This is a genomic window from Streptomyces sp. P9-A4 (genome assembly GCF_036634195.1).
Lineage (GTDB): Bacteria > Actinomycetota > Actinomycetes > Streptomycetales > Streptomycetaceae > Streptomyces.
This window is the reverse complement of sequence record NZ_JAZIFY010000001.1, coordinates 3,284,979-3,309,834: the sequence shown is the minus strand read 5'-3', so window position 1 is coordinate 3,309,834 and position 24,856 is coordinate 3,284,979. Positions and strand designations below refer to the sequence as shown.

Annotated in this window: 24 protein-coding genes; 12 read left to right on the top strand and 12 right to left on the bottom strand. The window is 71.4% G+C overall.

Going from position 1 to position 24,856, the window contains the following annotated elements; all coding sequences use genetic code 11:
• Positions 1–70: 70 nt before the first annotated feature.
• Entirely contained in the window at positions 71–1,036 is a 966-nt protein-coding gene (locus V4Y03_RS14795) for an ATP-binding cassette domain-containing protein (protein ID WP_332435217.1), read from the top strand.
• Positions 1,033–1,797 (top strand): ABC transporter permease, encoded by a 765-nt coding sequence (locus V4Y03_RS14790; protein ID WP_317878710.1) that lies wholly within the window; start codon positions 1,033–1,035, stop codon positions 1,795–1,797. Before V4Y03_RS14795 ends, V4Y03_RS14790 begins: the two co-directional genes overlap by 4 nt.
• Positions 1,798–1,877: 80 nt before the next feature.
• Here the strand turns inward: V4Y03_RS14790 and V4Y03_RS14785 are convergent, their stop codons facing one another.
• Together V4Y03_RS14785 and V4Y03_RS14780 are read right to left on the bottom strand one after the other, a co-directional pair.
• Positions 1,878–3,296 carry a glutamate decarboxylase gene (locus V4Y03_RS14785; protein WP_332435216.1) on the bottom strand — a complete coding sequence of 473 codons (1,419 nt, stop codon included), beginning with the start codon at positions 3,294–3,296 and terminating at the stop codon, positions 1,878–1,880.
• A 37-nt stretch (positions 3,297–3,333) separates the two neighbouring features.
• Positions 3,334–4,641 carry an ion channel protein gene (locus V4Y03_RS14780; RefSeq protein ID WP_332435215.1) on the bottom strand — a complete coding sequence of 436 codons (1,308 nt, stop codon included), beginning with the start codon at positions 4,639–4,641 and terminating at the stop codon, positions 3,334–3,336.
• Positions 4,642–4,773: 132 nt separating this feature from the next.
• On the opposite strand from V4Y03_RS14780, the gene V4Y03_RS14775 reads away from it, so the two are divergent.
• Complete coding sequence (locus V4Y03_RS14775; protein ID WP_332435214.1) at positions 4,774–5,535, top strand: MerR family transcriptional regulator; 762 nt, start codon at positions 4,774–4,776, stop codon at positions 5,533–5,535.
• A gap of 21 nt (positions 5,536–5,556) precedes the next feature.
• Here the strand turns inward: V4Y03_RS14775 and V4Y03_RS14770 are convergent, their stop codons facing one another.
• Positions 5,557–5,925, bottom strand: coding sequence for a YbjQ family protein (locus tag V4Y03_RS14770; protein WP_317878213.1), 369 nt, complete (start codon positions 5,923–5,925; stop codon positions 5,557–5,559).
• Positions 5,926–6,077: 152 nt separating this feature from the next.
• On the opposite strand from V4Y03_RS14770, the gene V4Y03_RS14765 reads away from it, so the two are divergent.
• Positions 6,078–6,773 carry a DedA family protein gene (locus V4Y03_RS14765; RefSeq protein ID WP_317878211.1) on the top strand — a complete coding sequence of 232 codons (696 nt, stop codon included), beginning with the start codon at positions 6,078–6,080 and terminating at the stop codon, positions 6,771–6,773.
• Between the two features lie 77 nt (positions 6,774–6,850).
• Here the strand turns inward: V4Y03_RS14765 and V4Y03_RS14760 are convergent, their stop codons facing one another.
• Positions 6,851–8,521 (bottom strand): threonine/serine ThrE exporter family protein, encoded by a 1,671-nt coding sequence (locus V4Y03_RS14760; protein WP_317878212.1) that lies wholly within the window; start codon positions 8,519–8,521, stop codon positions 6,851–6,853.
• A gap of 119 nt (positions 8,522–8,640) precedes the next feature.
• A complete protein-coding gene (locus V4Y03_RS14755; protein WP_024758444.1) occupies positions 8,641–9,132 on the bottom strand; it encodes an inorganic diphosphatase in 492 nt (163 codons plus the stop codon).
• A 102-nt stretch (positions 9,133–9,234) separates the two neighbouring features.
• On the opposite strand from V4Y03_RS14755, the gene dacB reads away from it, so the two are divergent.
• The 7 genes from dacB to V4Y03_RS14720 all read left to right on the top strand — a co-directional run bounded on the left by dacB (position 9,235) and on the right by V4Y03_RS14720 (position 17,655).
• Entirely contained in the window at positions 9,235–10,638 is a 1,404-nt protein-coding gene (gene dacB / locus V4Y03_RS14750; RefSeq protein WP_332435213.1) for a D-alanyl-D-alanine carboxypeptidase/D-alanyl-D-alanine endopeptidase, read from the top strand.
• A gap of 126 nt (positions 10,639–10,764) precedes the next feature.
• On the top strand, positions 10,765–11,901 hold the full coding sequence (locus tag V4Y03_RS14745) for a zinc-dependent metalloprotease (protein ID WP_332435212.1): 1,137 nt from the start codon (positions 10,765–10,767) through the stop codon (positions 11,899–11,901).
• A 206-nt stretch (positions 11,902–12,107) separates the two neighbouring features.
• A complete protein-coding gene (gene tilS, locus V4Y03_RS14740; RefSeq protein ID WP_317876918.1) occupies positions 12,108–13,124 on the top strand; it encodes a tRNA lysidine(34) synthetase TilS in 1,017 nt (338 codons plus the stop codon).
• A 41-nt stretch (positions 13,125–13,165) separates the two neighbouring features.
• Positions 13,166–13,705, top strand: a complete 540-nt coding sequence (gene hpt, locus V4Y03_RS14735) for a hypoxanthine phosphoribosyltransferase (RefSeq protein ID WP_317876926.1) — start codon at positions 13,166–13,168, stop codon at positions 13,703–13,705.
• A 172-nt stretch (positions 13,706–13,877) separates the two neighbouring features.
• Complete coding sequence (gene ftsH, locus V4Y03_RS14730) at positions 13,878–15,893, top strand: ATP-dependent zinc metalloprotease FtsH (RefSeq protein ID WP_317876919.1); 2,016 nt, start codon at positions 13,878–13,880, stop codon at positions 15,891–15,893.
• Positions 15,894–15,990: 97 nt separating this feature from the next.
• Positions 15,991–16,596 (top strand): GTP cyclohydrolase I FolE, encoded by a 606-nt coding sequence (gene folE, locus V4Y03_RS14725; protein WP_317876920.1) that lies wholly within the window; start codon positions 15,991–15,993, stop codon positions 16,594–16,596.
• 69 nt (positions 16,597–16,665) lie between these two features.
• Positions 16,666–17,655, top strand: a complete 990-nt coding sequence (locus V4Y03_RS14720) for a hypothetical protein (RefSeq protein WP_332435211.1) — start codon at positions 16,666–16,668, stop codon at positions 17,653–17,655.
• A gap of 3 nt (positions 17,656–17,658) precedes the next feature.
• On the opposite strand, the gene V4Y03_RS14715 is transcribed toward V4Y03_RS14720, so the two are convergent.
• The 6 genes from V4Y03_RS14715 to V4Y03_RS14690 all read right to left on the bottom strand — a co-directional run bounded on the left by V4Y03_RS14715 (position 17,659) and on the right by V4Y03_RS14690 (position 22,508).
• The gene (locus V4Y03_RS14715) at positions 17,659–18,138 is read right to left on the bottom strand and encodes a DUF3180 domain-containing protein (RefSeq protein ID WP_317876922.1); all 480 of its coding nucleotides are present in this window, start codon (positions 18,136–18,138) and stop codon (positions 17,659–17,661) included.
• A gap of 61 nt (positions 18,139–18,199) precedes the next feature.
• Positions 18,200–18,799, bottom strand: a complete 600-nt coding sequence (gene folK, locus V4Y03_RS14710; RefSeq protein WP_332435210.1) for a 2-amino-4-hydroxy-6-hydroxymethyldihydropteridine diphosphokinase — start codon at positions 18,797–18,799, stop codon at positions 18,200–18,202.
• Positions 18,796–19,155 (bottom strand): dihydroneopterin aldolase, encoded by a 360-nt coding sequence (gene folB, locus V4Y03_RS14705; protein ID WP_332435209.1) that lies wholly within the window; start codon positions 19,153–19,155, stop codon positions 18,796–18,798. Before folB ends, folK begins: the two co-directional genes overlap by 4 nt.
• Positions 19,156–19,289: 134 nt before the next feature.
• A complete protein-coding gene (locus V4Y03_RS14700; protein WP_442809777.1) occupies positions 19,290–19,697 on the bottom strand; it encodes a nuclear transport factor 2 family protein in 408 nt (135 codons plus the stop codon).
• 65 nt (positions 19,698–19,762) lie between these two features.
• Entirely contained in the window at positions 19,763–20,626 is an 864-nt protein-coding gene (gene folP / locus V4Y03_RS14695; RefSeq protein WP_332435208.1) for a dihydropteroate synthase, read from the bottom strand.
• 28 nt (positions 20,627–20,654) lie between these two features.
• A complete protein-coding gene (locus V4Y03_RS14690) occupies positions 20,655–22,508 on the bottom strand; it encodes a phosphatidylglycerol lysyltransferase domain-containing protein (protein ID WP_332435207.1) in 1,854 nt (617 codons plus the stop codon).
• 166 nt (positions 22,509–22,674) lie between these two features.
• Here V4Y03_RS14690 and V4Y03_RS14685 point away from each other — a divergent pair, with 166 nt between their 5' ends.
• On the top strand, positions 22,675–23,787 hold the full coding sequence (locus V4Y03_RS14685; protein WP_317877509.1) for an alpha/beta hydrolase: 1,113 nt from the start codon (positions 22,675–22,677) through the stop codon (positions 23,785–23,787).
• A 25-nt stretch (positions 23,788–23,812) separates the two neighbouring features.
• On the opposite strand, the gene V4Y03_RS14680 is transcribed toward V4Y03_RS14685, so the two are convergent.
• A complete protein-coding gene (locus V4Y03_RS14680) occupies positions 23,813–24,820 on the bottom strand; it encodes an ABC transporter ATP-binding protein (protein WP_317877508.1) in 1,008 nt (335 codons plus the stop codon).
• Positions 24,821–24,856 lie beyond the last annotated feature (36 nt).

Here is a 24,856-nt window from a genome sequence, read left to right as displayed (position 1 = left end):
ACCGTCCTCCGTCGGCGGTATCTGGTCAAGTTTGACTACGACATTTTCGGGAACGCTCAGGAGGAGACGGATGACAGCGGAAGCGATCCTCATGGAGGGCGCGCGCAAGCGGTACGGCGGGAAGGACGCCCTGGCCGGCCTCGACCTGAGCGTCGGGCGCGGCACCGTACACGGACTGCTCGGCCCCAACGGCGCGGGCAAGACCACGACGGTACGCATCCTGGCCACCCTGCTCCGGCACGACGAGGGCCTGGTGCGGGTGGCGGGCCACGACGTACGGACCGAGGCCCGGGAGGTACGGCGGCGGATCGGACTCCTCGGCCAGCACGCGGCCCTCGACGAGGAGCTGGGCGGCCGGCAGAACCTGGAGATGTTCGGCAGGCTCCACCACCTCGGCGCCCGCCGCGCCGGGTCACGGGCCGACGAACTCCTGGAGCGCTTCGGCCTCGCCGACACCGGCCGCAAGCCGGTCGGGCAGTACAGCGGCGGCATGCGGCGACGGCTCGACCTGGCCGCCTCCCTGATCACGGAGCCCGAGGTGCTCTTCCTCGACGAGCCGACGACCGGACTCGACCCGCGCGGCCGGGGCGAGGTCTGGGAGTCGGTGCGCTCCCTGGTCGGGGGCGGCACCACCGTGCTGCTCACCACCCAGTACCTGGAGGAGGCCGACCGGCTGGCCGACCGCATCTCGGTCGTGGACCGGGGCCGGGTCGTCGCCGACGGCACCGCCGACGCGCTCAAGGCACGGGTCGGCGCGGACCGCGTCGACGTGGTCGTACGGGACGCGGCGCGGCTCGACGAGGCCGCCGGGCTGCTGCCCGGCGCGCGGGCCGACGTGGGCGTCGACGCCGACCGGCGGCGGCTCAGCGTGCCCGTGGCCGACCGGACGGCCTCGCTCGTCGAGACCGTCCGGGCACTGGGGGAGGCCGGGATCGAGGTGGAGGACATCGCCCTGCGGCGGCCCACGCTCGACGAGGTCTTCATGCATCTGACGGACGGGTCCGACGCGCGTCGGGAGCGGGAGGTGGCGGCATGAGCGCCGCGTACGTGCTGGGCGACTGCTGGACGATGACCCGCCGGGAACTCGCGCACTGGGCGCGCCGGCCGGTGCAGGTCCTCGTCGGGCTGGTGTTCCCGGTGATGATGCTGCTGATGTTCGGCTATCTGGTCGGCGGCGGGCGGAGCGTCGACGGCGACTACGTCGACTACCTGGTGCCCGGCATGCTCACCCTCACCATGGTCTTCGGTCTCGAAGGCACCATGACGGCGGTGACCCAGGACCTGAACAAGGGCGTGATCGACCGGTTCAGGTCGATGCCGATGACCGACGGCGCGGTGCTCGTGGGGCGGGCCGCCGCCGACATGCTCCAGTCGGCGGTGGGGCTGCTGGTGATGGTCGGGGTCGGGTACGGGATCGGCTGGCGGGCGGCCGGGGGACTCGGGAGCACCCTGGGGGCCCTGGGGCTGTTGCTCCTGCTGCGTTTCGCGATGCTGTGGATCGGGATCTTCCTCGCCCTGGTCGCGGGGCGCGCCGAACTGGTCCAGGCCGTGCAGATCCTGGTCTGGCCGGTGGGCTTCCTCTCCAACGCGTTCGCGTCGCCGGACTCGATGCCGGGCTGGCTCGGCGCGGTCGTGGAGTGGAACCCGATGTCGGCGACCGCGACGGCGGTCCGTGACCTCTTCGGCAACCCGGGCGGCGAGCCGGGGCACGTCGTGGCGGCGGTGCTGTGGCCGCTGGTCCTGCTGGCGCTCTTCTTCCCGCTGGCGGTACGGAAGTTCGGGCGGCTCGGGAAGTAGCGGCACGGAGGCGGACCACGGCCCGGACGGGCGGCCCCGTTTCGCTCCTGGGGCCGCCCGTCCCGGGTCCCTGTCCGCCCTCAGTGGTGGAAGGAGGTCGCCGCGCTCTTGTCGTGGGTGAAGGGGTGGGACTGGCTGCGGAGTTCGGGAAGGACTTGGCTCAGGTCCTCGATGAGGAGTCCCGCCAGGTCGGCGGAGAAGCCGTTGCGGCAGACCACGCGGAGGACGGACAGGTCCTCGCGGTTGGCCGGGAAGGTGTACGCGGGGACCAGCCAGCCCCGCTCCCGCAGCCGCCGTGACACGTCGAAGACGTCGAAGGAGGTGATGTCGGGAGAGGTGGTGAAGGCGAAGACAGGCAGCTGGTCGCCGCGGGTGAGGAGCCGGAAGTCGCCCAGCGCCTCGACTCGTTCGGCGAGCCCGCGGGCGATGTCCCGGGAGGTCTGCTGCACCGCCCGGAAGCCCTCCCGGCCGAGCCTCAGGAAGGTGTAGTACTGCGCGACGACCTGGGCGCCCGGCCGGGAGAAGTTGAGGGCGAAGGTGGGCATGTCGCCGCCCAGGTAGTTGACGCGGAAGACGAGTTCCTCGGGGAGCTCGACGGGCGAGCGCCACAGGGCCCAGCCGACGCCGGGGTAGACCAGGCCGTACTTGTGGCCGGAGGTGTTGATGGAGGAGACGCGGGGGAGCCGGAAGTCCCACACCAGGTCCTCGTCGAGGAAGGGGGCGACCATGGCGCCGGAGGCGCCGTCGACATGGACGGGGATGTCGAGGCCGGTGCGCTCCTGGAGGGCGTCCAGGGCGGCGCAGATGTCGGCGACGGGTTCGTAGGAGCCGTCGAAGGTCGAGCCCAGGACGGCGACGACCCCGATGGTGTTCTCGTCGCAGAGCGCGGCGGCGGACTCGGCGTCGAGGTGGAAGCGGTCGCCCTCCATGGGGACGAGACGGGGCTCGACCTCCCAGAAGTTGCAGAACTTCTCCCAGCAGACCTGGACGTTGATGCCCATCACCAGGTTGGGGCGGGCGCTGCCCGGGTAGCGGTCGGCGTTCCGCTTGGTCCAGCGGCGCTTGAGGGCCAGGCCGGCGAGCATGCAGGCCTCGCTGGAGCCCGTGGTGGAACAGCCGACGGCGGTGGCCGGTTCCGGGGCGTTCCACAGCTGGGCCAGCATGGCCACGCAGCGCCGTTCCAGCTCGGCGGTGCGCGGGTACTCGTCCTTGTCGATCATGTTCTTGTCGCGGCACTCGCCCATGAGGACCCCGGCCTGGGGCTCCATCCAGGTGGTGACGAAGGTGGCCAGGTTGAGCCGGGAGTTGCCGTCGAGCATCAGCTCGTCGTGGACGATCTGGTAGGCGCTCATCGGGGGCAGTGGGCCGTCGGGCATCCGGTGGCGCGGAGGGGCCTCGGTCATGCCGCCGACCGGGTCGGCCTCCGCGAAGAAGGGATTGAGCGCGAGCCGGCGCTCGGGTTCGGAGGGGGAGGTGGCGGGGCCCTGGTGGAGCGGCATGAGGGGACTCCTTCTGTTCGGTGGGCGGGGGAGCGGATCAGCGCAGGGCGCGGCCCCGCTCGTCGAGTTCGAGCTGCGGGCGGCCGGTGACGAGCAGCCAGGCGGGCAGCGAGGCGACGCACAGGAGGGCGAGCATCGCGGGGGAGGCGGCGAGGACGGCCGCGGTGAAGAGGCTGATCCAGCCCTGCCGGGTGGTGGCGAGCAGGACGCCGAGGACGGCGGAGGAGACGGCGACCGCCGGATGGACCTCGGTGACCAGGGCCTGGGCGAGCAGCCCGAAGGCCGCTCCGATGAAGACGGCGGGGAAGATCCGGCCGCCCCGGAAGCCGCAGGAGGCGGCGACGAGGAGGGCGAGGAGCTTGACCACGGCGAACTTGGCCAGCTCGCCGGAGGACCAGCCGCCGAGGGAGGAGGTGAGTTCCTTGACCTCCGCCAGGCCCTTGAAGAGCGTCAGGGGGCCGCCGACGGCGCCCAGGAGGCCGAGGACGAGGCCGCCGACGGGAAGCATCACCATGGGGTGGCGCAGCCGCCGGAAGGCGGCGTGGAGGTAGGGGAAGAGGTAGCAGGACGCGAGGCCGAAGAGGGCCGCGGCGGAGGCGATGACCATGGCGGCGAGCAGGTCGCTCCCGCCGGGGTCGGTGAGCGGCGGGAGACCCATGTCGAAGCTGGGTTCGGCGAGCAGCTGGGTGGTCATCGCACCGGCGCCCGCGGCGACGAGGGGGGCGAAGAGCCGGTCCCAGAGGGAGCCGCGCCCCGGCTGCCCCGCGAGCGCCTCGGAGATGACGAGGGCGGCGGCCACCGGGGTGCCGAAGAGCGCGCCGATGGTGGCGGAGGAGGCGAGCGCGACCCAGGCGGCGCCCGGCACGGCGGGCGCCGCCTTGCGGCCGAGCCAGTAGGCGAGGGCGATGTTGGCGGCGATGATCGGGTTCTCGGGGCCGAGGCTGACCCCGCCGGCGAGGGCGAGGGCGCTCGCGAGGAGCAGTCCCGGTACGACCCCGGGGGCGAGCGGCGGGCCGCCCAGTCCCATGGCGGCCGGGTCGGGGCCCGCGTGGCCCGGCACCTTCCAGACCACGAGGCCCACGGCGACGCCGGTGGCCGTGAGCATGGCGATGATCCAGAGGGAGGAGTATCCGCCGATGCCGAGGGCGTCCGGCAGATCGTCCCAGAGGACGCCCTCCAGCTTCTCCGCGAGCGCGCTGATCCCCAGGAACAGCAGACTCGCCACGACGCCGACCACGAGCGCCGGCAGGACCTGCGGGAGCAGGATCCGCAGCGGGGCCTCGACGGCGGAGGGCGGGACGGCGGAAGGTCCGGAGGGGGCGGGCGGAGCGTGATCGGCGGTCACCGACTCACCATAAGCGGGCAAATGCCGCACGACATCCTGAGATCCCGGGCCGGAGGGACGTACACCGACTTGCACCTCACGTCACGTCAGGCCCGAGGCTGACACGCGTACCGAGAAGAAAGGGGGCGGCCGATGGGCTACTCCGTGGGACAGGTCTCCGGCTTCGCCGGGGTCACGGTGCGGACTCTGCACCACTACGACGCGATCGGACTGCTCTCCCCGAGCGGCCGCAGCACGGCGGGCCACCGCCGCTACGACGACGCGGACCTCGACCGGCTCCAGCGGATCCTGTTCTACCGGGAGCTCGGCTTCCCCCTCGAAGAGGTCGCCGCCCTCCTCGACGACCCGCACGCGGACCCGCAGGAACACCTGCGGCGGCAGCACGCGCTGCTGACCGGGCGGATCGGCGAGCTGCGGAGGATGGCGGCGGCCGTCGAGCACGCCATGGAGGCGAACAGGATGGGCATCAACCTCACCCCCGAGGAGAAGTTCGAGGTCTTCGGGGACAAGGACCCCGAGCGGTACGCCGAGGAGTCCGCCCGCCGCTGGGGCGGCAGCGACTCGCACGAACAGGCCCGGGCCAGGGCCGCCGCGTACACCAAGGAGGACTGGCAGCGGATGAAGGACGAGGTGGACGCCTGGGGCGCCGCCTACGCGGCCCTCATGGACCGGGGCCTGCCCCCGGGCTCCGAGGAGGCGATGGACCTCGCCGAGGCCCACCGCCGCCACATCACCACCTGGTTCTTCGCATGCCACCCGAAGACCCACCAGGAGCTCACCGAGATGTACCTCGCGGACGAGAACTTCCACGCCTTCTACGAGGCGATCCACGAGGGCCTTCCCGAGCACCTGCACGCCGCCGTCCGGGCGAACGCCGAACGCCTGGCGGCCTGACCCGGGGCCCCACGGGCAGGCTCAGGCGTGCGGTGCGATCACCACCGCCGTGCCGTACGCGCACACCTCCGTGCCGACGTCGGCCGCCTCGGTCACATCGAAGCGGAACATCAGCACGGCGTTCGCACCGCGCGCCCGGGCCTGCTCCACCAGGCGTTCCATCGCCTGGTTCCGGGTCTGGACGAGGGTCTTCGTCAGGCCCCGCAGCTCACCGCCGATCATCGACTTCAGCCCCGCGCCGATCTGACTGCCCAGATGGCGTGAGCGGACGGTGAGCCCGAAGACCTCACCGATCACCTGCCGGACCTCGAAGCCCGGCACGTCGTTCGTCGTCACGACCAGCACATCAGGGTGCGGCCCCTGGCCGCCTCCGTACTCCTCGATGCCCATCGGCATGCACCTCCTGACACCCCACCCTCGGGGTGCCGGGCCCGCTCCGCATCTCGTGGGGGCCGGGTGGAACCGGGCGCGTTCGGCTCACGTTGATAGCTTGGGGCCAGCCGTCCCCCCATGCCCCCACCAACCGCAGGAGCCCGGAACCCGTGAACACGCTTGCCCTCGGACCGAGCTGGCTGGACCCGGACTACCTCATCGGCGAGTTCGGTCTGATCGGTGTCCTCACCATCGTCTTCGCCGAGTCCGGACTCCTCATCGGGTTCTTCCTGCCCGGTGACTCGCTGCTCTTCACCACCGGCCTGCTCGTCACCACCGGCAAGCTGGACACGCCGCTGTGGCTGGTGTGCGCCCTGGTGGTCGGCGCCGCGATCCTCGGCGACCAGGTGGGCTACCTCTTCGGCCGGAAGGTGGGGCCCTCCCTCTTCAAGCGCCCGGACTCCAAGCTCTTCAAGCAGGAGAACGTCGAGAAGGCCCATCAGTTCTTCGAGAAGCACGGCCCGAAGTCGCTGATCCTGGCCCGCTTCGTTCCCATCGTGCGGACGTTCACGCCGATCATCGCGGGCGTCAGCCGGATGAACTACCGCTCGTTCATCACGTTCAACGTCATCGGCGGCCTGCTCTGGGGCGCGGGTGTGACCCTGCTCGGCGCCGCCCTCGGCAAGATCGACTTCGTGCACAAGCACATCGAGATGATCCTGATCGCGATCGTCCTGATCTCCGTCGTCCCGATCGCGATCGAGTTCCTCCGCGCCCGGTCCCACGCCAAGAAGGAGCAGGCCGCGGGCAGCGACCACGACGCCCCCGGCACCCCCAACCCCCGCGGCCGCCACGCCAAGCGCTGACGCCGCGACCGACGCACGACGAGGGGCCCCGCACCACGTGCGGGGCCCCTCGTACGTACCGGCTGAGAAGCCCGCGCTCAGAAGCCCCTCGTCCGCTTCGCCGCCCGGCGGGCCGCCGCCGCCCCCGGGGCCTGCATGAAGAGCCGGGCGAGCTCGCCACCCAGGTTCACACCGATCGCGATCGCCAGGGCCAGCGCCGCCGCCTTCGCCAGCGACGCGAAACCCTGGTCCAGATTGTTCTGCGCGATCGCCAGCACCCCGAAGTACGTCGCCGAACCGGGCAGCAGCGGGCCGATCGCCGCCGTCACGTACGGCAGCGACGAGGTGTGCTCGTAGCGGGCGATCAGCTGCCCGAAGAGCCCCACCAGACCCGCCGCCACCGCCGTCGCCATGACCGTCGAGCCCCCGGCGGTCACCGAGATCGACGCGTAGATCACCCAGGCCACCCCGCCGTTCAGCGTCGCGAACAGCACCGTCGCCCGCGACTGCTGCAGAAGGATCGCGAACGTCGCGCACAGCACCATCGACGCCAGGATCTGCGTCACCGGCCGCTCCACCGCCCGCAGCGCCCCCTCGGGGTTCAGCTGCGCGTCGAACTGCACCGCGATGTACAGCACCGACAGCACGCCCACCACGATCGCGACGAAGAAGTACGCGACCTCCAGGAGCCGCGCCGAGGCCGTGATGTAGAAACCGGTCAGACCGTCCTGCACGGCCGCCACGAGCGCCCGCCCCGGGATCAGCGCGAACAGGCCACCGGTGATCACCGCCGAGGGCCGCAGGTCCGCGTGGAGCAGCGTCAGCAGCACCCCCATCGCCGCCGGCGGCATCGCCGCCACCAGGAACTGGTAGAACTCCGGCATCCCGCGCCCCGCGAACAGCCACGCCAGCCGGTCGCCCAGCACCGCGCCCAGCGCCGCCACGAAGAACACCGTGGGACCGCCGCCCAGCAGCACCGAGGCCGCACCCGCGAGCACACCGGCAGCCGCCGTGAGCACCCAGCCCGGATACGGATGCCGGTTCCGCCGGATCTCCGCCAGCCGCCGGTACGCCTCCTCGGGCGTCACCTCGTGCGCCCGCGCGTTGATGTCGGCCAGCAGCGTGTAGACCGCCGCCAGCCGCGTGTAGTCCGTCCCCCGGCGCCGTACCGTCCGGTTCGCCGTGATCGGGTCGTCCACCAGCGACGGCTGGTACGTGACGGACAACAGCGTGAACGTCACCGTCGGCTCGACCCGGTCCAGACCGTACGAACGGCAGATCACGAACATCGCCGCCTCGACGTCCTCCGCACCCTCACCACCCGCGAGCAGCAGCTCGCCGATGCGCAGCGTCAGGTCGAGCACACGCGGCACCGAAGGACCCGACTCGTCCTCCTTGCGCAGCGCCTCCGGCACCGGCCGCTCACCCACCGGCAGCCGCAGCATCGTCCGCATCCGGTCCTGCCACGGAGCGTCCTGCGGCAGCCGCACCAGCGGAATCCCGTACGCCGGGGTGAACGCGGGCGGCGAGTTCTTCGCCGAATAGGTGGCCGGCGTCGCGAACGCCGAACCCTCCGGCTCGGCCGGCGGCTCCGGCGTCAGCCCCGGCGGAAGGGCGAACTCGGAGGTCGGATGCTCCTCCTCGGGCGGCGCGGGCTGATCCACCCCGGCCGGCGGAACGAACGCGCTCCGCGCCTCGTCCGACTGCGGCTTCCGGTCCTCCGGAACCTCGCCCGGAGCGTCCTTCCCGCCCTCCGGCTCCGCCACCACTCTCTCCGCCTCACTGCCTAGGGAACCGTGGCTTCCAGTATGAGCATGAGACGGATGTGCGAAAGGCGGTGCACCCCAAGAGGTGCACCGCCTTCTCACACGACCGGAACGAGACCGGCTCAGTGGCCGCCCTGCTCCTTGGCGCGCGCGTACGACTTCTCGATCTCTTCCTCGGCCTCGGCGCGACCGACCCAGTCGGCACCCTCGACCGACTTGCCCGGCTCCAGGTCCTTGTAGACCTCGAAGAAGTGCTGGATCTCCAGACGGTCGAACTCCGCCACGTGGTGGATGTCCCGCAGGTGCTCCATGCGCGGGTCCGTCGCCGGGACGCACAGCAGCTTGTCGTCGCCGCCGGCCTCGTCCGTCATACGGAACATGCCGATCGCGCGGCACTTGATCAGGCAGCCCGGGAAGGTCGGCTCGTCGAGGATGACGAGCGCGTCCAGCGGGTCGCCGTCCTCGCCGAGGGTGTTCTCCACGTAGCCGTAGTCGGTCGGGTAGGCCGTCGACGTGAAGAGCCGACGGTCCAGGCGGATGCGACCCGTCTCGTGGTCGACCTCGTACTTGTTCCGCGATCCCTTCGGGATCTCGATGAGAACGTCGAACTCCACGGGTGGCTCCTCCTGAATCAACACAAGTGAATGCTCGCGACGGCGCGCGGTGGTTAAGTGTCCCTCACGCACGTGTGTGATCGCGAAAGGGGCTGGTCAGCAATGCCCGAGCCGAGGATGTGGCAGCTCACGGCGGGCTCCGCCGTCCTCGGTCTGGCCCTGGCCGCCGTGGCGGTGACCGCGGCCGGCCCGTGGGACTCGGGCCAGCGTACGGCCGAGCGGGCCCGCGCCGCCGCCCCGCAGGCGGGTGGCGCACGTCACTCCCCGGCCCCCGCGCCGCCCGCGCCCCGCCTCCCCGCGCCCGCCCCCAGCGCCCCCGGCGTCCTCACCGCCCTGCACGCCCCGGCGCCCGCCACCCGCGCCGCCGACCTCGCCGCCGTCCTCGTGCCGCTGCTCGCGGACCCCGGCCTCGGCCCGCTGCGCACCGCCTCCGTCGTCGACACCGCCACCGGCACACAGCTGTACGGCGAGGGCGAGGGCACCCCCATGACCCCCGCCTCCACGGTGAAGATCGCCACCGTCGCCGCCGCGCTCTCCGCCCTCGGCCCCGACCACCGCATCCCCACCACCGTCACCGCCACCCCCGACGGCACCACCGTCACCCTCGTCGGCGGCGGCGACCCCACGCTCGACCCGGCCCGCCTCAAGGCCCTCGCCGCCGACACCGCGCGCGCCCTCAAGAAGCGGGGCACCACCTCCGTACGCCTCGCCTACGACACCCACCTCTACCAGGGCGCCGAGCTCCACCCCATCGGCCCCAACGAGAACCTCGCCCCCGTCGTCGCCCTCATGACCCGCGAAGGCCGCCTCGACGACAGCGCGAGCGGCCCCGCGCCCCGCACCGCCGACCCGGCCGGCGACACCGCCACCGCCTTCGCCGGCCTCCTCACCGGGGCCGGGATCACGGTCACCGGCGACCCGGCCCCCGGCCGCGCCCCCAAGGCCGCCCCCCTCGCCCGTACGTACTCGGCCCCCCTCGCCGACCTCGTCGAGCGCACCCTCACCCACAGCGACAACGACCTCGCCGAGGCCCTCGCCCGGCAGACCGCCCTCGCCCGGAAGCAGCCCGCGAGCTTCGACGGCGCGGGCCGGGCCGTACGGGACGAACTCGGCCGCCTCGGCCTCCCCGTCACCGGCGCCCGCTTCGCCGACGGCAGCGGACTCGACCGGCGTGACCGCGTCTCCGCCGCCCTCCTCACCGGACTCCTCACCCGGGCGGCCGACCCCGCCCGCCCCACCCTGCGCCCGCTCCTCACCGGACTGCCCGTCGGCGGCTTCACCGGCACCCTCGCCGGCCGCTTCGACACCGCGCCGGCCCGGTCGGGAGCCGGCCTCGTCCGCGCCAAGACCGGCACCCTCACCGGCGTCAACACGCTCGCCGGGACCGTCGTCACCGCCGACGGCCGCCTCCTCGCCTTCGCGTTCCTCGCCGGCCGCACCACCTCCCCGTACGAGGCGCAGCCCGCCCTCGACCGGCTCTCCGCCGCCCTCGCCGGCCCGCGCTGACCCCGACCCGGCTGGTACGGGCCCCACCCGGCCCCCGTACGGGACACCGTCCGGCCGCCGCCCCGACCCGCACCGAAGCCGTCCCGAACCCACACCGAACGGCCCCCGAGACCGTACGGTTGACGCATGACGAGCATCGGTGGCGCAGGCACATCCGGGATGGTCGACTGGAACCTCGCGGTCGCGACCGCGACCCGCCTCGTGCGGCCCGGACCCGAAGTCAGCCGCGACGAGGCCCGCGAGGTCGTCGCCGAACTCCGCAGGCACGCCAAGGCCTCGGAAGAACACGTCCGCGCCTACACGCGGATGATCCCCGAGGGCACGGAGCCGCACGACACCCCCGTCCTGGTCGTCGACCGGGCCGGCTGGATCAAGGCCAACGTCGCCGGCTTCCGCGAACTCCTCACCCCTCTCCTCGGCAAGATGCAGGACCGCCGGTCCACAAGCCCCGGCAGTGCCGTCCTCGGTGCCGTAGGCGGCAAGATCACCGGCGTCGAACTCGGCATGCTGCTGTCCTTCCTGGCCTCCCGCATCCTCGGCCAGTACGAGACCTTCGCCCCCGCCACCCGCGCCCTCCCCGCCGGAACCGGCGGCGGGCGCCTCCTCCTCGTCGCCCCCAACATCGTCCACGTCGAGCGCGAACTCGACGTCTCCCCGCACGACTTCCGGCTCTGGGTCTGCCTCCACGAGGAGACCCACCGCACCCAGTTCACCGCCGTCCCCTGGCTGCGCGACCATCTCCAGGGCGAGATCCAGTCATTCCTCGCCGCCACCGACGTCGACCCCGGCACCGTCGTCGAGCGCCTCCGCGAAGCCGCCCAGACCCTCGCCGGCGGGCGCCCCGAGGCCGAGGAGGGCGAACCCGCCCCCTCCCTCGTCGAACTCGTCCAGACCCCCGAGCAGCGCGAGATCCTCGGCCGCCTCACCGCCGTCATGTCCCTCCTCGAAGGCCACGCCGACTACGTCATGGACGGCGTCGGACCCGAGGTCGTCCCCTCCGTCGCCGAGATCCGCGAGAAGTTCAAGGAGCGCCGGGCCCGGGGCGCCTCCCGCCTCGACCTCGCCCTGCGCAAACTCCTCGGCCTCGACGCCAAGCTCCGTCAGTACCGCGACGGCGAACGCTTCGTCCGCGCCGTCGTCGACGAGGTCGGCATGGACGGCTTCAACCGCGTCTGGACCTCGCCCAACACGCTCCCCACCAAGACCGAGATCGCCGCCCCCGCCGACTGGATCGCGAGGGTGCACCGTAAGGCAGACTCGTGAGACGGGTGCGACGGACGGCACACGAACACGTCGCGACACCCCACCAATCACCCATCCGAGGGACCCTGGACATGGGGTGAGGCGTGCAATGCTCGGGTAACGGCCGGGTTTCTGTCACCATCGACGCACTCTGAGTGACTGAGCCCCTTTCCGACCGTTAAGACTCCGACCGAGGCACCCCACCCCCATCACGAAGGGCACCGGACATGGGTCCCCATCCTGCGGTCGCGGCGATACGCCTGGCGGTCCGCCGCGTACTCCACGACGTTCTCACCGAGCACCAGACCGACCCCGCCACGGCGGACGACGGAACCCCCCTCGTTCTCGTCGCCTGCTCCGGAGGCGCCGACTCCATGGCGCTCGCCTCCGCCCTCGCCTTCGAGGCCCGCAAACTCCCCGTGCGCGCCGGCGGCATCACCGTCGACCACGGACTCCAGCACGGCTCCGACACCCGCGCCCGCGAGGTCGCCGGACGCATGACCGCCCTCGGCCTCACCCCCGTCGAGGCCGTCGCCGTCACCGTCGGCCGCGAGGGAGGCCCCGAGGCCGCCGCCCGCGACGCCAGGTACGCGGCGCTGGACGCCGCCGCCGAGCGCCACGGAGCCGCCGCGATCCTCCTCGGCCACACCCGCGACGACCAGGCCGAGACCGTCCTCCTCGGCCTCGCCCGCGGCTCCGGCATCCGCTCGCTCTCCGGCATGGCCGCCGTCTCCGGCGCCGCCGGCCGCTACCGCCGCCCCTTCCTCCGGCTCGACCGCCAGACCGTTCGCAAGGCCTGCGTCGCCCAGGAACTCGCCGTCTGGGACGACCCCCACAACACCGACCCCGCCTACACCCGCTCCCGGCTTCGCCACGAAGGCCTCCCCGCACTGGAGAAGGCCCTCGGCAAGGGCGTCGTCGAAGCCCTCGCCCGAACGGCCCAGCTCTCCCGCGACGACGCCGACGCGCTCGACACCTGGGCCGCCGACGCCGAGACCTCCGTACGCGACGAGGCGGGCGCCCTCGAATGCGCCAAGCTCCACGGGCTGCCCACCGCCGTACGCCGCCGCGTCCTGCGCCGCGCCGTGATCGCCGAGGGTGCCCCCGCCGGCTCCCTCTTCGCCCGGCACATCGAGGAAGTCGACCGGCTCATCACCGGATGGCGCGGCCAGGGGGCCATCAACCTGCCCGGCCGCGTCGAAGCCCGTCGTCAGGGTGGCAGACTGGTCATCCGGCAAGGCTGACGCACGCTGCAACGAAAGTGACCCGGGTGAACGAGAAGGACATGGGCACCGACCTCCAGTCGGTGCTCATCACCAAGGAAGAGATCGACGCCAAGCTGGCAGAGCTGGCCGCGAAGATCGACGCGGAATACGCGGGCAGGGACCTGCTCATCGTCGGCGTCCTCAAGGGCGCGGTGATGGTGATGGCGGATCTGGCTCGCGCCCTTTCCACCCCCGTCACCATGGACTGGATGGCCGTCTCCTCCTACGGCGCCGGCACCCAGTCCTCGGGCGTCGTCAGGATCCTCAAGGACCTCGACACCGACATCAAGGGCAAGCACGTCCTGATCGTCGAGGACATCATCGACTCCGGCCTGACCCTGTCCTGGCTGCTGTCGAACCTCGGCTCGCGCGAGCCCGCCTCCCTGGAGGTGTGCACGCTCCTGCGCAAGCCCGAGGCGGCGAAGGTCGCGATCGACGTCAAGTGGATCGGTTTCGACATCCCCAACGAGTTCGTCGTGGGCTACGGCCTCGACTACGCCGAGAAGTACCGGAACCTTCCGTTCGTCGGCACGCTCGCCCCGCACGTGTACGGCGGCTGACAGTCGCCTCGTCATGGGGAACCCGTACCGCCTTCCCTCCGTTGAACCACGGGAAGGCGGTCGCGGGCGACGATGCTGAGGTACCGTCCGAAGAACAGCTTTTTCACACAGCAGCTCTCACAGCAGCATTTTCCTACGGGCAGGAGGGACGGGGCGTTCTCGCTCCGTATGGATGGACGTGAAGCGATACTTCCGTGGGCCGGTCATGTGGATCGTGCTGGCCGTCCTCGCCGTGGTCGTGCTGATGCAGGTCGTCGGCTCGTCCGAGGGCTACAAGACGGTGGACACCGGCAAGGTCGTCCAGGCGATCGACAAGAACCAGGTCAAGCAGGCAAAGGTCACCACCGGTGACGAGCAGATCGTCAAGATCGAACTCGTCGACGGCCAGAAGATCGACAACAGCAGCAAGGTCCAGGCCAGCTACATCGGCACCCAGGGCGCCGACCTGGCCGACAAGCTGCAGCAGAAGTTCGAGGCCGGGCAGATCGAGAAGGGCTACACCGTCTCCCCGACGAAGCAGTCGCCCTTCGTCTCGATCCTGCTCTCGCTCCTCCCCTTCGTCCTCATCGTGGTCGTCTTCCTGTTCCTGATGAACCAGATGCAGGGCGGCGGCTCGCGCGTCATGCAGTTCGGCAAGTCCAAGGCGAAGCTCATCACCAAGGACACGCCGAAGACCACGTTCGCCGACGTCGCGGGTGCGGACGAGGCCGTCGAGGAACTCCACGAGATCAAGGAATTCCTCCAGGAGCCCGCCAAGTTCCAGGCCGTCGGCGCCAAGATCCCCAAGGGCGTCCTGCTCTACGGTCCGCCCGGAACCGGCAAGACGCTCCTCGCGCGCGCCGTCGCCGGCGAGGCCGGGGTCCCCTTCTACTCGATCTCCGGCTCCGACTTCGTCGAGATGTTCGTCGGCGTCGGCGCCTCCCGGGTCCGCGACCTCTTCGAGCAGGCCAAGGCCAACGCGCCCGCCATCGTCTTCGTCGACGAGATCGACGCCGTCGGACGCCACCGCGGCGCCGGCCTCGGCGGCGGTCACGACGAGCGCGAGCAGACCCTCAACCAGCTCCTCGTCGAGATGGACGGCTTCGACGTGAAGGGCGGCGTCATCCTGATCGCCGCCACGAACCGGCCCGACATCCTCGACCCGGCGCTGCTCCGTCCCGGACGGTTCGACCGGCAGATCGCCGTCGACCGGCCGGACATGCTGGGCCGACTGGAGATCCTCAAGGTCCACCAGAAGGGCAAGCCGGTCGCCCCGGACGTCGACCTCGGCGCCGTCGCCCGACGCACCCCCGGCTTCACCGGAGCGGACCTCTCCAACGTCCTCAACGAGGCGGCGCTCCTCACCGCGCGCGGCGATCAGAAGCTGATCGACAACCACGCGCTCGACGAGGCGATCGACCGTGTGGTCGCGGGCCCGCAGAAGCGGACCCGGATCATGTCGGACAAGGAGAAGAAGATCACCGCGTACCACGAGGGCGGCCACGCCCTGGTCGCGGCGGCCTCACCGAACGCCGACCCCGTCCACAAGATCACCATCCTGTCCCGGGGCCGCGCCCTGGGCTACACGATGGTCCTGCCGGACGAGGACAAGTACTCGACCACCCGCAACGAGATGCTCGACCAGCTGGCCTACATGCTGGGCGGCCGTGCGGCGGAGGAACTGGTCTTCCACGACCCGACCACCGGCGCCGCCAACGACATCGAGAAGGCCACGGCCACGGCCCGCGCGATGGTCACCCAGTACGGCATGACCGAGCGTCTGGGCGCCATCAAGTTCGGCGGCGACAACACCGAGCCGTTCCTCGGGCGCGAGATGTCGCACCCGCGCGACTACTCGGAAGAGGTCGCCGCGCTGGTCGACGAAGAGGTCAAGAAGCTCATCGAGACCGCGCACAACGAGGCCTGGGAGATCCTCGTCGAGAACCGTGACGTCCTCGACAACCTGGTCCTCGCCCTGCTGGAGAAGGAGACGCTGGGCAAGGAGGAGATCGCCGAGATCTTCACCCCCATCGTCCGGCGCCCGGCCCGCCCGGCCTGGACCGGCTCCTCCCGCCGTACGCCGTCCACGCGTCCGCCGGTGCTCTCCCCCAAGGAGCTCGCACTGACGAACAGCGCGAACGGCTCGGCAGCCCCGGTCGACACCACGAAGGGCATCGACATCGCCCCGGTGGACACCCCCGAGGACTGACCGCAGGACCCCGGAATGGCTGCCGCGCCCCCACAGGTTTTAGCCTGTGGGGGCGCGGCATTTCGCGCACATCAGCCAGACGGAACGAGGCACAGAGATGACCGACCCGGTGACGCTGGACGGCGAGGGCAAGATCGGCGATTTCGACGAGAAGCGCGCCGAGGCGGCCGTACGCGAGCTCCTCATCGCGGTCGGCGAGGACCCGGACCGCGAGGGTTTGCTGCAGACCCCTGCCCGCGTTGCGCGTGCATACAGGGAACTGTTGGCCGGAATGAGGCAGGAACCCGAAGACGTTCTGACCACGACGTTTGACATCGGTCACGATGAAATGGTCCTCGTGAAGGACATCGAGCTCGTTAGCTTCTGTGAACATCATTTGCTCCCGTTTCACGGTGTCGCCCATGTGGGCTACATCCCGGCGGAGAGCGGCAAGATCACGGGGCTCTCGAAGCTGGCCCGGCTCGTCGATGTCTTCGCGCGGCGTCCGCAGGTCCAGGAACGCCTGACGACCCAGATCGCCGATTCGCTGATGAGGATCCTCGAGGCGCGCGGCGCGATCGTCGTCATCGAGGCCGAGCACATGTGCATGTCGGTACGCGGCATCCGCAAGCCGGGCGCCAAGACGACCACCTCGGCGGTACGTGGGCAACTTCGTGACGCTACTACGCGCGCCGAGGCCATGTCTCTGATACTGGCTCGTTAGTGGCGGGCTGTCCGCCTTGCTCCATACCGTCCTCGATCAGCGGAGTCGATCGCTGATCAAGGGGGCGGTATGGGGTACGGACCGACCAGCAAGATGCTGGTCAACCTGGTGGACGGGTGCGCGCAGGCCAAGAACGTGGTGCTGGGCAGCACGATGTGGACCCTGGACGGCGACCGGACGGTGCAGACGACGGTCGTGGACGTGACGGCGGCGAAGGCGCGTGCCGCCATGGACGTGGTCACGGACCACATGACCTTCACCGCCAGCCCGGATCTGCTGCTGGCGACACCGGACGGGTGGACGCACGCTGCGGACGCGGCGGGGACGACGGTTGCCTGGACGTATGCGCGGAAGCTGTGCCGGGAGCGACTGACGATCAAGTCGGGGTACGAGTTCGGCTACTTCGTGGGAGCCACGTGCGCCGACGGGACCGTGGGCAAGAACTACGTCTCGCGGGTCGTGAACGAGGAGGCCTTCGCGGCCCGCTACGCGACCGCGCTGACGGCCTGTACGGGTCTTCCGGCACGGCTTGAGGCGGTGACCCGTCCATCCGGCTATCTGAAGCGGGACCTGCCGGGTTTCCGGGTACGGGTGGTGTCGTCGTACCTCTCGGACGCTTTGCGTCACTACGTGGGTGGGGATGCCCACCACATGCGGCAGCGATTCCCTCGGGTGGTTCTAAGAGACGGCGATACGTTCGAGGGCTTCCTGGACGGATACATCGAGGGTGACGGCTGCCGCCTCAAGCATTGGCACGGACGCATGATCGCGAGCGCCAACGCTCCTTTCCTGGCCGAGCTCGCTTCCATCATCGGGGCCCGGTTCACTCCGAAGGCCAAGGGAGCCTCGCAACTCTGCGTATCGGACCGCTGGGCGAGCCGCAACACCTTCGCCCCCGAAGATCACCCCCTCGACCCGCCCGAATCCTCCTGGATCAATATCCAAGAGGTCCGCCCCCGCCCCGCCCTCGGCACCAAGCCCTTCACCTTCTACAGCTACGGGCTCGCCCCGTACCCGACCTTCCTGCTGAACGGGCACCTCGCGCGCGAGGCCCGATAGGGGTCAGGCGGCCGGGGCCCGGTTCTTGTCGTCGTCCTCCGGCAGCCTGCAGACGCGTTCCAGGAAGAGGGCGGCCGCGATGACCGCGATGCCTGCCGCTACCGAGAAGGCCGCGTAGACGGCCTGGTCGCGGCGGGCCGGGACGTCCAGGGAGCCCAGGAGGAAGACACCCGTGCCGCCGTACATGCCGGCGACCAGGGCGGCCACCAGGGCGCTCGCCTGGCCGAAGACCACCGCGCGGGCCGCCATCAGGGGCTCGACGCCCTTCGCGCCGGGGCGGCGCTCGCGCTGGGCCTTGAGGCGGGCGCGGATCGACAGCGCGGTCGCGGTGAGGACGACGGCGATCACGGCGAGGACGATGGGCGCGGCGATCGGCACGCTGGGGAGGGTGCCGACCGAGTCCCAGAGTTTGGCGGCACCCCAGGAGAGGATGCCGGCCACGAGGAACAGTCCGGCGAGCACCTTCAGCCGCAGTTGTTTCACCGGGTGTCCTTCACGTGTTCGTCGGTCGTGTTCGTGGGCGGTCTGCCACGAAGCGTAACGACTACTCGGGCAGACGGAGTTCCAGGTCGGCGCGGCGGGTGACGCCTTCGGCCCCGAGAGCGGCGAGGAGGTCGGTGACGGCGCCGCGGCCGGGGATCAGGGCCTCGGGGTCCACGTCGTGCCAGGGAGCGAGCACGAAGGCGCGCTCGTGGGCGCGGGGGTGCGGGAGCGTGAGGACGGGGTCGGCGGAGACCACGTCGGCGTACGCGACGATGTCGACGTCGATGGTGCGGGCGCCCCAGCGCTCCTCGCGGACGCGGTGGAAGGCCTCCTCGACGGCGTGGGCCCGCTCCAGGAGGGAGGAGGGCGGCAGCGTGGTCTTCACCAGCGTGACGGCGTTGAAGTAGGCCGGCTGACTGCCGGGCTCGACGCCCCAGGGCTCCGTCTCGTACACCGGGGAGACGGCCTTGACCCGGAGGCCGGGAGTGTCCGCGAGGGCGTCGACGGCCCCCTGGAGGGTCTCCAGGCGGTTGCCGAGGTTGGCGCCGAGGGCGATGACGGCCCAGCGGGGGTTGGAGAGGGTCACATCGGCCGCGTCGACGGTCTCGACGACGGAGGCGGGTACGGGCTGGACGGTGGGGTCGCTCTGCGTCGGTTTCATCGTCGGCTCCGGGTGATCGTGACGGTCACGTCGTCGAAGGGCACGGTGATGGGCGCGTCCGGCTTGTGGACGACGACTTCCACCTCCTGGACCCCGGCGTGGCTGAGGCACTGCTGGGCGATGCGCTCGGCGAGGGTTTCGATGAGGTCGACGGGCTCGCCCTGGACGACTCCGACGACTTCCTCGGCGACGATCCCGTAGTGCACGGTCTTCGTCAGGTCGTCGTCGGCGGCCGCCGGGCGGGTGTCCAGGCCGAGGACCAGGTCCACGATGAAGGTCTGGCCCTCCTCGCGTTCCTTGGGGAAGACGCCGTGGTGGCCCCGGGCCTTGAGGCCGCGCAGCGCGACACGATCCACGCGAATCACTCCTGCTGTCGTAGTTCGGGTGGCCACGCAGCCGGGTGCGGACGGCCGGGTGTCCATCGTCGAATCTACCTGCGGGCACCGACAGGGCTTGCCCGTGGGGGGCGTGGGCGGGTCCGGAGCGGGTTCTACGCGTCGTCCGGGCGGGTCCCCTCGTCCTCGGATTCCTCGGTCTCCGCAAGGACAGGGGAGGCGTGGTGGGACCAGATCCGCCAGCCGTCGGGTGTGTGGCGGAACACATTGGTGGCGACCACGAGCTGGCCGACGAGGGGTCCGAGTTCGGCGCCGTCCTCGGCGGGGCCGCCGCTGAGGATGTTCTCGGTGCAGGTGACGATCGCGGTGCCGCCGGCCAGGGAGATCTTCAGGTCGGTGAGGAAGAACTGGATGTACTCGGTGTTCGCCATGATCAGCGCGTACGAGCGGAGCACCTCGCCGCGGCCGGTGAGGACGGGCCAGCCGGGGTGGACGCAGGTGATGGGGGTGGCGCCGTCGTCGAGCCAGAGCGCGGAGACGGTCTCGAAGTCGCCGGTCTCCATCGCCTCGTAGAAGGCCGTGTTGGCGGCTTCGACGGCCGTCTCGTCGGAGTTGCGGCCGGTGCGGCTCACGCGGCTCCCTCGACGGCGCGGGCGACGCGTACGGCGTCGGCGGTGGCCCTGACCTCGTGGACGCGGACGGCCCACGCGCCCGCGTGGGCGGCGAGGGCGGAGACGGCGGCGGTGGCGGCGTCCCGTTCGCGGGCGGGTGGCGGGGCGGCGCCGGGTTCGCGGGTGAGGACGTGGCCGAGGAACCGCTTGCGGGAGGCGGCGACGAGGAGGGGCCGGCCGAGGGCGCGGAGCTCGGGGAGGTGGGCGACGAGCGCGAGGTCGTGGGGGGCGAGCTTGGCGAAGCCGAGGCCGGGGTCGACGACGATCCGCTCGGGGGCGATCCCGCCGTCGACGACGGCCTCCAGGCGGGTGCGGAGTTCGCGGACGACCTCGGTGACGACGTCGTCGTACACGGCGAGGCTGTTCATGTCCTGACTGAATCCGCGCCAGTGCATGACGACGAAGGGGACTTCGGCGGCGGCGACGGCGGGGACCATCTCCGGGTCGGCGAGGCCGCCGCTGACGTCGTTGACGAGCAGGGCCCCGGCCTCGACGGCGCGGGCGGCGACGCCGGCGCGCATGGTGTCGACGGAGACGGTGACGCCCTCGGCGGCGAGGCCGCGTACGACGGGGACGACGCGGCGGAGTTCCTCCTCCTCGTCGACGCGGGTGGCGCCGGGGCGGGTGGACTCGCCGCCGACGTCGATCAGGTCGGCGCCCTGGGCGACGAGGTCGAGGCCGTGTTTGACGGCGGCCGTGGTGTCGAACCAGCGGCCGCCGTCGGAGAAGGAGTCGGGGGTCACGTTGACCACGCCCATGACCGCGCAGCGGTCCCACTCCGGCAGGCCCAGGGCCGTACCCCGGTCGATCGTCGTACTCATGTGTCCAGCGTAGGGCCCATGGGCGGGATCAGGCCGCGTGGATCTCGCGCTCGGCGGGGGCGGGGACGATGTGGGCGCAGGGCCGGGGGGCCGGGGCGGGGCGCCGGCGGGCGAAGGGCCGGGGCAGGGAGACGTTCACGAAGCCTTCGGCCTGCATGGCGGCGAAGCCGATGCGGGGGAGGTCGCGGCTGTTGCGGTAGACGACGAAGCGGGGTTCCCAGCGTGGCCGGAACTTGGCGTTGAACTTGTAGAGCGACTCGATCTGGAACCAGCGGGAGAGAAAGACGAGGAGTCCGCGCCAGACGCGGAGGACGGGTCCGGCGCCGATCTTCTCGCCGCGGGCGAGGGCGGAGCGGAACATGGCGAAGTTGAGCGAGACGCGGGTGATGCCGAGGGCGGGGGCGTCCTGGAGGGCGGCGACGATGAGCAGCTCGTTCATGCCGGGGTCGGCGGAGCGGTCGCGGCGCATGAGTTCGAGGGACATGCCGTCGGGGCCCCAGGGGACGAAGTGGATGATCGCCTTGAGGTCGCCGTAGGGGGAGTGGGGGTCGTCGTCGGTGTCGGTCTTGTGGGCGGTCGCTATCACGGCGTCCCCGTCGCCGGGGGCTCCGATGCGGCCGAGGGCCATGGAGAAGCCGCGTTCGGTGTCGGTGCCGCGCCAGTCGGCGGCGGCGCGGCGGACGCGTTCGAGTTCGGCGTCGTCGAGGTCGCGGACGCGGCGGACGCGGGTGGTGTAGCCGTTGCGTTCGATGCGCTTGACCATCTGGCGGACGTTGCGCATGGCGCGTCCGGAGAGGGAGAAGTCGGCGACGTCGACGACGGCCTCGTCGCCGAGTTCGAGGGCGTCGAGGCCGGTCTCACGGGTCCAGACCTGGCCGCCGGTCTCGGAGCAGCCCATGACGGCGGGGGTCCAGGAGTGGGCCTTGGCCTCGTCCATGAAGCGTTCGATGGCCCCGGGCCAGGCTTCGACGTCGCCGATGGGGTCGCCGCTGGCGAGCATGACGCCGGAGACGACGCGGTAGCAGACGGCGGCCTTTCCGCTGGGGGAGAAGACGACGCCCTTGTCGCGGCGGAGGGCGAAGTGGCCGAGGGAGTCGCGCCCGCCGTGCTGGTCGAGGAGGACGCGCAGCCGGGTCTCGTCCTCGTCGGTGAGGCGGGCGGCGGGGTGCTCGGGCCGGAAGGCGAAGTAGATGGTGGTGAGGGCGGTGAGCATGCCGAGGGCGCCGAGGGAGTAGCCGACGGTCCAGTCGACGCCCTTGGTGTAGCCGACGGGGCCTTCGAGTCCGACGAGTCCGTAGAGGACGTGTTCGAGGCGGTCGGCGAGGCTGGGGTCGCCGATGACGCGGCGCGGGTGGGCGCTGACGATGACGAGGCCGAGGGCGATGGAGCCGGCGCCCATGAGGACGAAGTTGGCGAGGGCGCGCCAGCGGCTGCGGGGGTCGGGGAGGGCGGCGAACTCGTCGCGGTGGCGGAGGAGGAGGGCGAGAAGGGCGAGGGAGAAGAGGGTGCCGATGACGGAGTGGCGCCAGAGGAACTGGGCGGCGGCGCCGAGGGGGAGCAGGACGACGACGGCGCGCCAGGCGCGGCGCTTGTTGCGCTTGAGGCCGTGGGCGAGGAGCAGGAGGAGGACGCCGGCGCTCAGGGAGAGGGCGGCGGAGAGGGGGCCGAGGGGGCTGAGGGTGCCCGGGAGGACTTCGGCGAAGGAGTGCATCCGGCTGACGCGGAAGCGGGGGAAGACGCCGGCGGCGATGTCGATGAGGCCGCCGAGGGTGACGGCCGTGCCGATGAGCGTGGGGACGTTCTCGGGACGGGGGCCGCGGAGAATCCGCCGTACCCGTACCGGAACCAATCCTGATTTGTCCCCATCTACCGTGACAGACATGGCTTCCCGTACTTCCCGTGGTCCTGCGAAGGGTCCTTGACTCCGGTCGGGCCCTGCGGCGCATTCGGCGGGCCGTCCCGGGTGGTGCGCCTCTTAGGACGGAGTCGTGCGGGTTCGGGTTCATCGGTTCACAGGAAATTCTCGGAAAGGAAGGCTCGGTAGTCCCATGGGTCTCACCAGTAGCAAAGTTCTCGTGGTGGCGGTCGTGCTGGCCGTGGCGCTGTTCCTCGCCACGGTCTGGCTGTGGCCGCGGCTCGCGCGCCGGGGGTGGCGCGCGTACACGGGGCGGGTGGGGCTTCTGCTCGCGACCCAGCTGGCTCTGTTCGCGGCGGTGGGGCTGGCGGCGAACCGGTCGTTCCTCTTCTACGGCTCCTGGGCGGACCTGTTCGGGCAGGAGCAGGAGATGGGGGTGGTCGTCGACCACGGGGCCGGTTCGAAGGCGGTTCGGGTGGTGGGCAGGCAGGGGCTCGACGTGCCGGGCGGCGGGCGTCCGGAGGTCGGCGGGCAGATACAGAAGGTCGTGGTGGCGGGGGAGCGGTCGGGGATCGTCTCGCCGGCCTATGTGTACCTGCCGCCGGAGTACTTCCAGGCGCGGTACGCGAAGCGCACGTTCCCGGCGTCGCTGGTGCTCACGGGGTATCCGGGGACGGCGGAGAACCTCATCAAGGGGTTGAAGTACCCGAAGACGGCGTACCTCCAGGCGAAGGAGGGGCGGATGCAGCCGATGATCCTGGTGATGCTGCGTCCGACGGTGGCGCCGCCGCGGGACACCGAGTGCGTGGACGTGCCCGGGGGGCCGCAGACGGAGACCTTCTTCGCCGAGGACCTGCCGAAGGCGGTCTCGGCGACGTACCGGGTGGGGACGAAGCCGCGGAACTGGGGGTTCATGGGCAACTCCACGGGCGCGTACTGCGCGCTGAAGATCGCCCTGCACCATCCGGACCGGTTCGCGGCGGGGGCCGGGTTCTCGGCGTACTACCGGGCGGCGGAGGACGTGACGACGGGTGACCTCTTCCACGGGGACGACGGGCTGCGCAAGCGGTCGAACCTGCTGTGGAGCCTGGATCACCTGCCGCAGGGGAAGTCGTCGTTCCTGGTGACGACGTCGAAGCGGGGCGAGGACAACCTGCGGGGTACGAAGGAGTTCATCAAAAAGGTGAAGAGCCCGGCCAGGGTCTCGTCGATCACGCTGGACAGCGGCGGCCACAACTTCAACACGTGGAACCGGGAGATCCCGCCGGGCATGGTCTGGATGGGCGGCAAGCTCAGCGCGAGCTGATCCCAGGACCGTCCGCCCCGGGGGGTTACGAGACCGAGGCCCGGCGCAGGGCGCGGTGGACGCCCTCCGGGGTGAGGACGCCGAGGGGGCGGCCGTCGGCGCCGGTGACGAGGAGACGGCCGGTGTCGTGCTGGAGGAGCACGGCGAGGGCGTCCTTGAGGGAGGTCCCGAGAGGGACGGGGTCGGGGGCGCCGTCCGCGCTCCCGGCCGTCGCGGTCGCCGGTGCCGCCCCGGGGTCCGCCGCCTTCTCCAGGGGTACGGGTTCCAGGTCGGCCTCGGTGACGGGCGTGACGGCCAGCCGCTTCAGGCCCCGGTCGCTGCCGACGAAGTCCGCGACGTACGGGGTGGCGGGGGAGCCGAGGACGGTGGCCGGGGTGTCGAACTGCTCGATGCGGCCCTGCCCGTAGACGGCCATGCGGTCGCCCATGCGGACGGCCTCCTCGATGTCGTGGGTGACGAGGAGGACGGTCTTGCGGACGGTGGCCTGGAGGGCGAGGAACTCGTTCTGGAGGCGCTCGCGGACGACGGGGTCGACGGCGCCGAAGGGCTCGTCCATGAGCAGGACGGGCGGGTCGGCGGCGAGGGCGCGGGCGACGCCGACGCGCTGCCGCTGGCCGCCGGAGAGCTGGGCGGGGTAGCGGGAGCCGTAGACGGCAGGGTCGAGGCCGACGAGGTCGAGGAGTTCGGCGGCACGCGCGCGTGCGGCGGCCTTCTTCCAGCCGAGCAGCGCGGGGACGGTCGCGGTGTTGTCGAGGACCGTGCGGTGGGGGAAGAGCCCGACCTGCTGGATGACGTATCCGATCTTGCGGCGCAGGGCGACGGGGTCGACGCCGGCGATGTCCTCGCCGTCGACGAGGACGCGGCCGGAGGTCGGCTCGACGAGCCGGTTCACCATCATCATCGTGGTCGTCTTGCCACAGCCGGACGGCCCCACGAGGGTGACGAGTTCGCCCTCGGCGACCTCGAAGGAGAGGTCGTCGACGGCGGTCGTGCCGTCCTCGTACCGCTTGGTCACCTGCTCGAACCGGATCATGGTTCCCCATTCTGGCCCCTGGATGCCGGGGGTGTG

Bases quoted from the DNA above. Each gene is read 5' to 3' on its own strand.
- V4Y03_RS14795 (WP_332435217.1), top strand. From the start codon at position 71: ATGACAGCGGAAGCGATCCTCATGGAGGGCGCGCGCAAGCGGTACGGC.
- V4Y03_RS14790 (WP_317878710.1), top strand. From the start codon at position 1,033: ATGAGCGCCGCGTACGTGCTGGGCGACTGCTGGACGATGACCCGCCGG.
- V4Y03_RS14785 (WP_332435216.1), bottom strand. From the start codon at position 3,296: ATGCCGCTCCACCAGGGCCCCGCCACCTCCCCCTCCGAACCCGAGCGC.
- V4Y03_RS14775 (WP_332435214.1), top strand. From the start codon at position 4,774: ATGGGCTACTCCGTGGGACAGGTCTCCGGCTTCGCCGGGGTCACGGTG.
- V4Y03_RS14770 (WP_317878213.1), bottom strand. From the start codon at position 5,925: ATGGGCATCGAGGAGTACGGAGGCGGCCAGGGGCCGCACCCTGATGTG.
- dacB (WP_332435213.1), top strand. From the start codon at position 9,235: ATGCCCGAGCCGAGGATGTGGCAGCTCACGGCGGGCTCCGCCGTCCTC.
- V4Y03_RS14745 (WP_332435212.1), top strand. From the start codon at position 10,765: ATGACGAGCATCGGTGGCGCAGGCACATCCGGGATGGTCGACTGGAAC.
- tilS (WP_317876918.1), top strand. From the start codon at position 12,108: ATGGGTCCCCATCCTGCGGTCGCGGCGATACGCCTGGCGGTCCGCCGC.
- hpt (WP_317876926.1), top strand. From the start codon at position 13,166: ATGGGCACCGACCTCCAGTCGGTGCTCATCACCAAGGAAGAGATCGAC.
- ftsH (WP_317876919.1), top strand. From the start codon at position 13,878: ATGGACGTGAAGCGATACTTCCGTGGGCCGGTCATGTGGATCGTGCTG.
- folE (WP_317876920.1), top strand. From the start codon at position 15,991: ATGACCGACCCGGTGACGCTGGACGGCGAGGGCAAGATCGGCGATTTC.
- V4Y03_RS14720 (WP_332435211.1), top strand. From the start codon at position 16,666: ATGGGGTACGGACCGACCAGCAAGATGCTGGTCAACCTGGTGGACGGG.
- folK (WP_332435210.1), bottom strand. From the start codon at position 18,799: ATGAAACCGACGCAGAGCGACCCCACCGTCCAGCCCGTACCCGCCTCC.
- V4Y03_RS14700 (WP_442809777.1), bottom strand. From the start codon at position 19,697: ATGGAGACCGGCGACTTCGAGACCGTCTCCGCGCTCTGGCTCGACGAC.
- folP (WP_332435208.1), bottom strand. From the start codon at position 20,626: ATGAGTACGACGATCGACCGGGGTACGGCCCTGGGCCTGCCGGAGTGG.
- V4Y03_RS14690 (WP_332435207.1), bottom strand. From the start codon at position 22,508: ATGTCTGTCACGGTAGATGGGGACAAATCAGGATTGGTTCCGGTACGG.
- V4Y03_RS14685 (WP_317877509.1), top strand. From the start codon at position 22,675: ATGGGTCTCACCAGTAGCAAAGTTCTCGTGGTGGCGGTCGTGCTGGCC.
- V4Y03_RS14680 (WP_317877508.1), bottom strand. From the start codon at position 24,820: ATGATCCGGTTCGAGCAGGTGACCAAGCGGTACGAGGACGGCACGACC.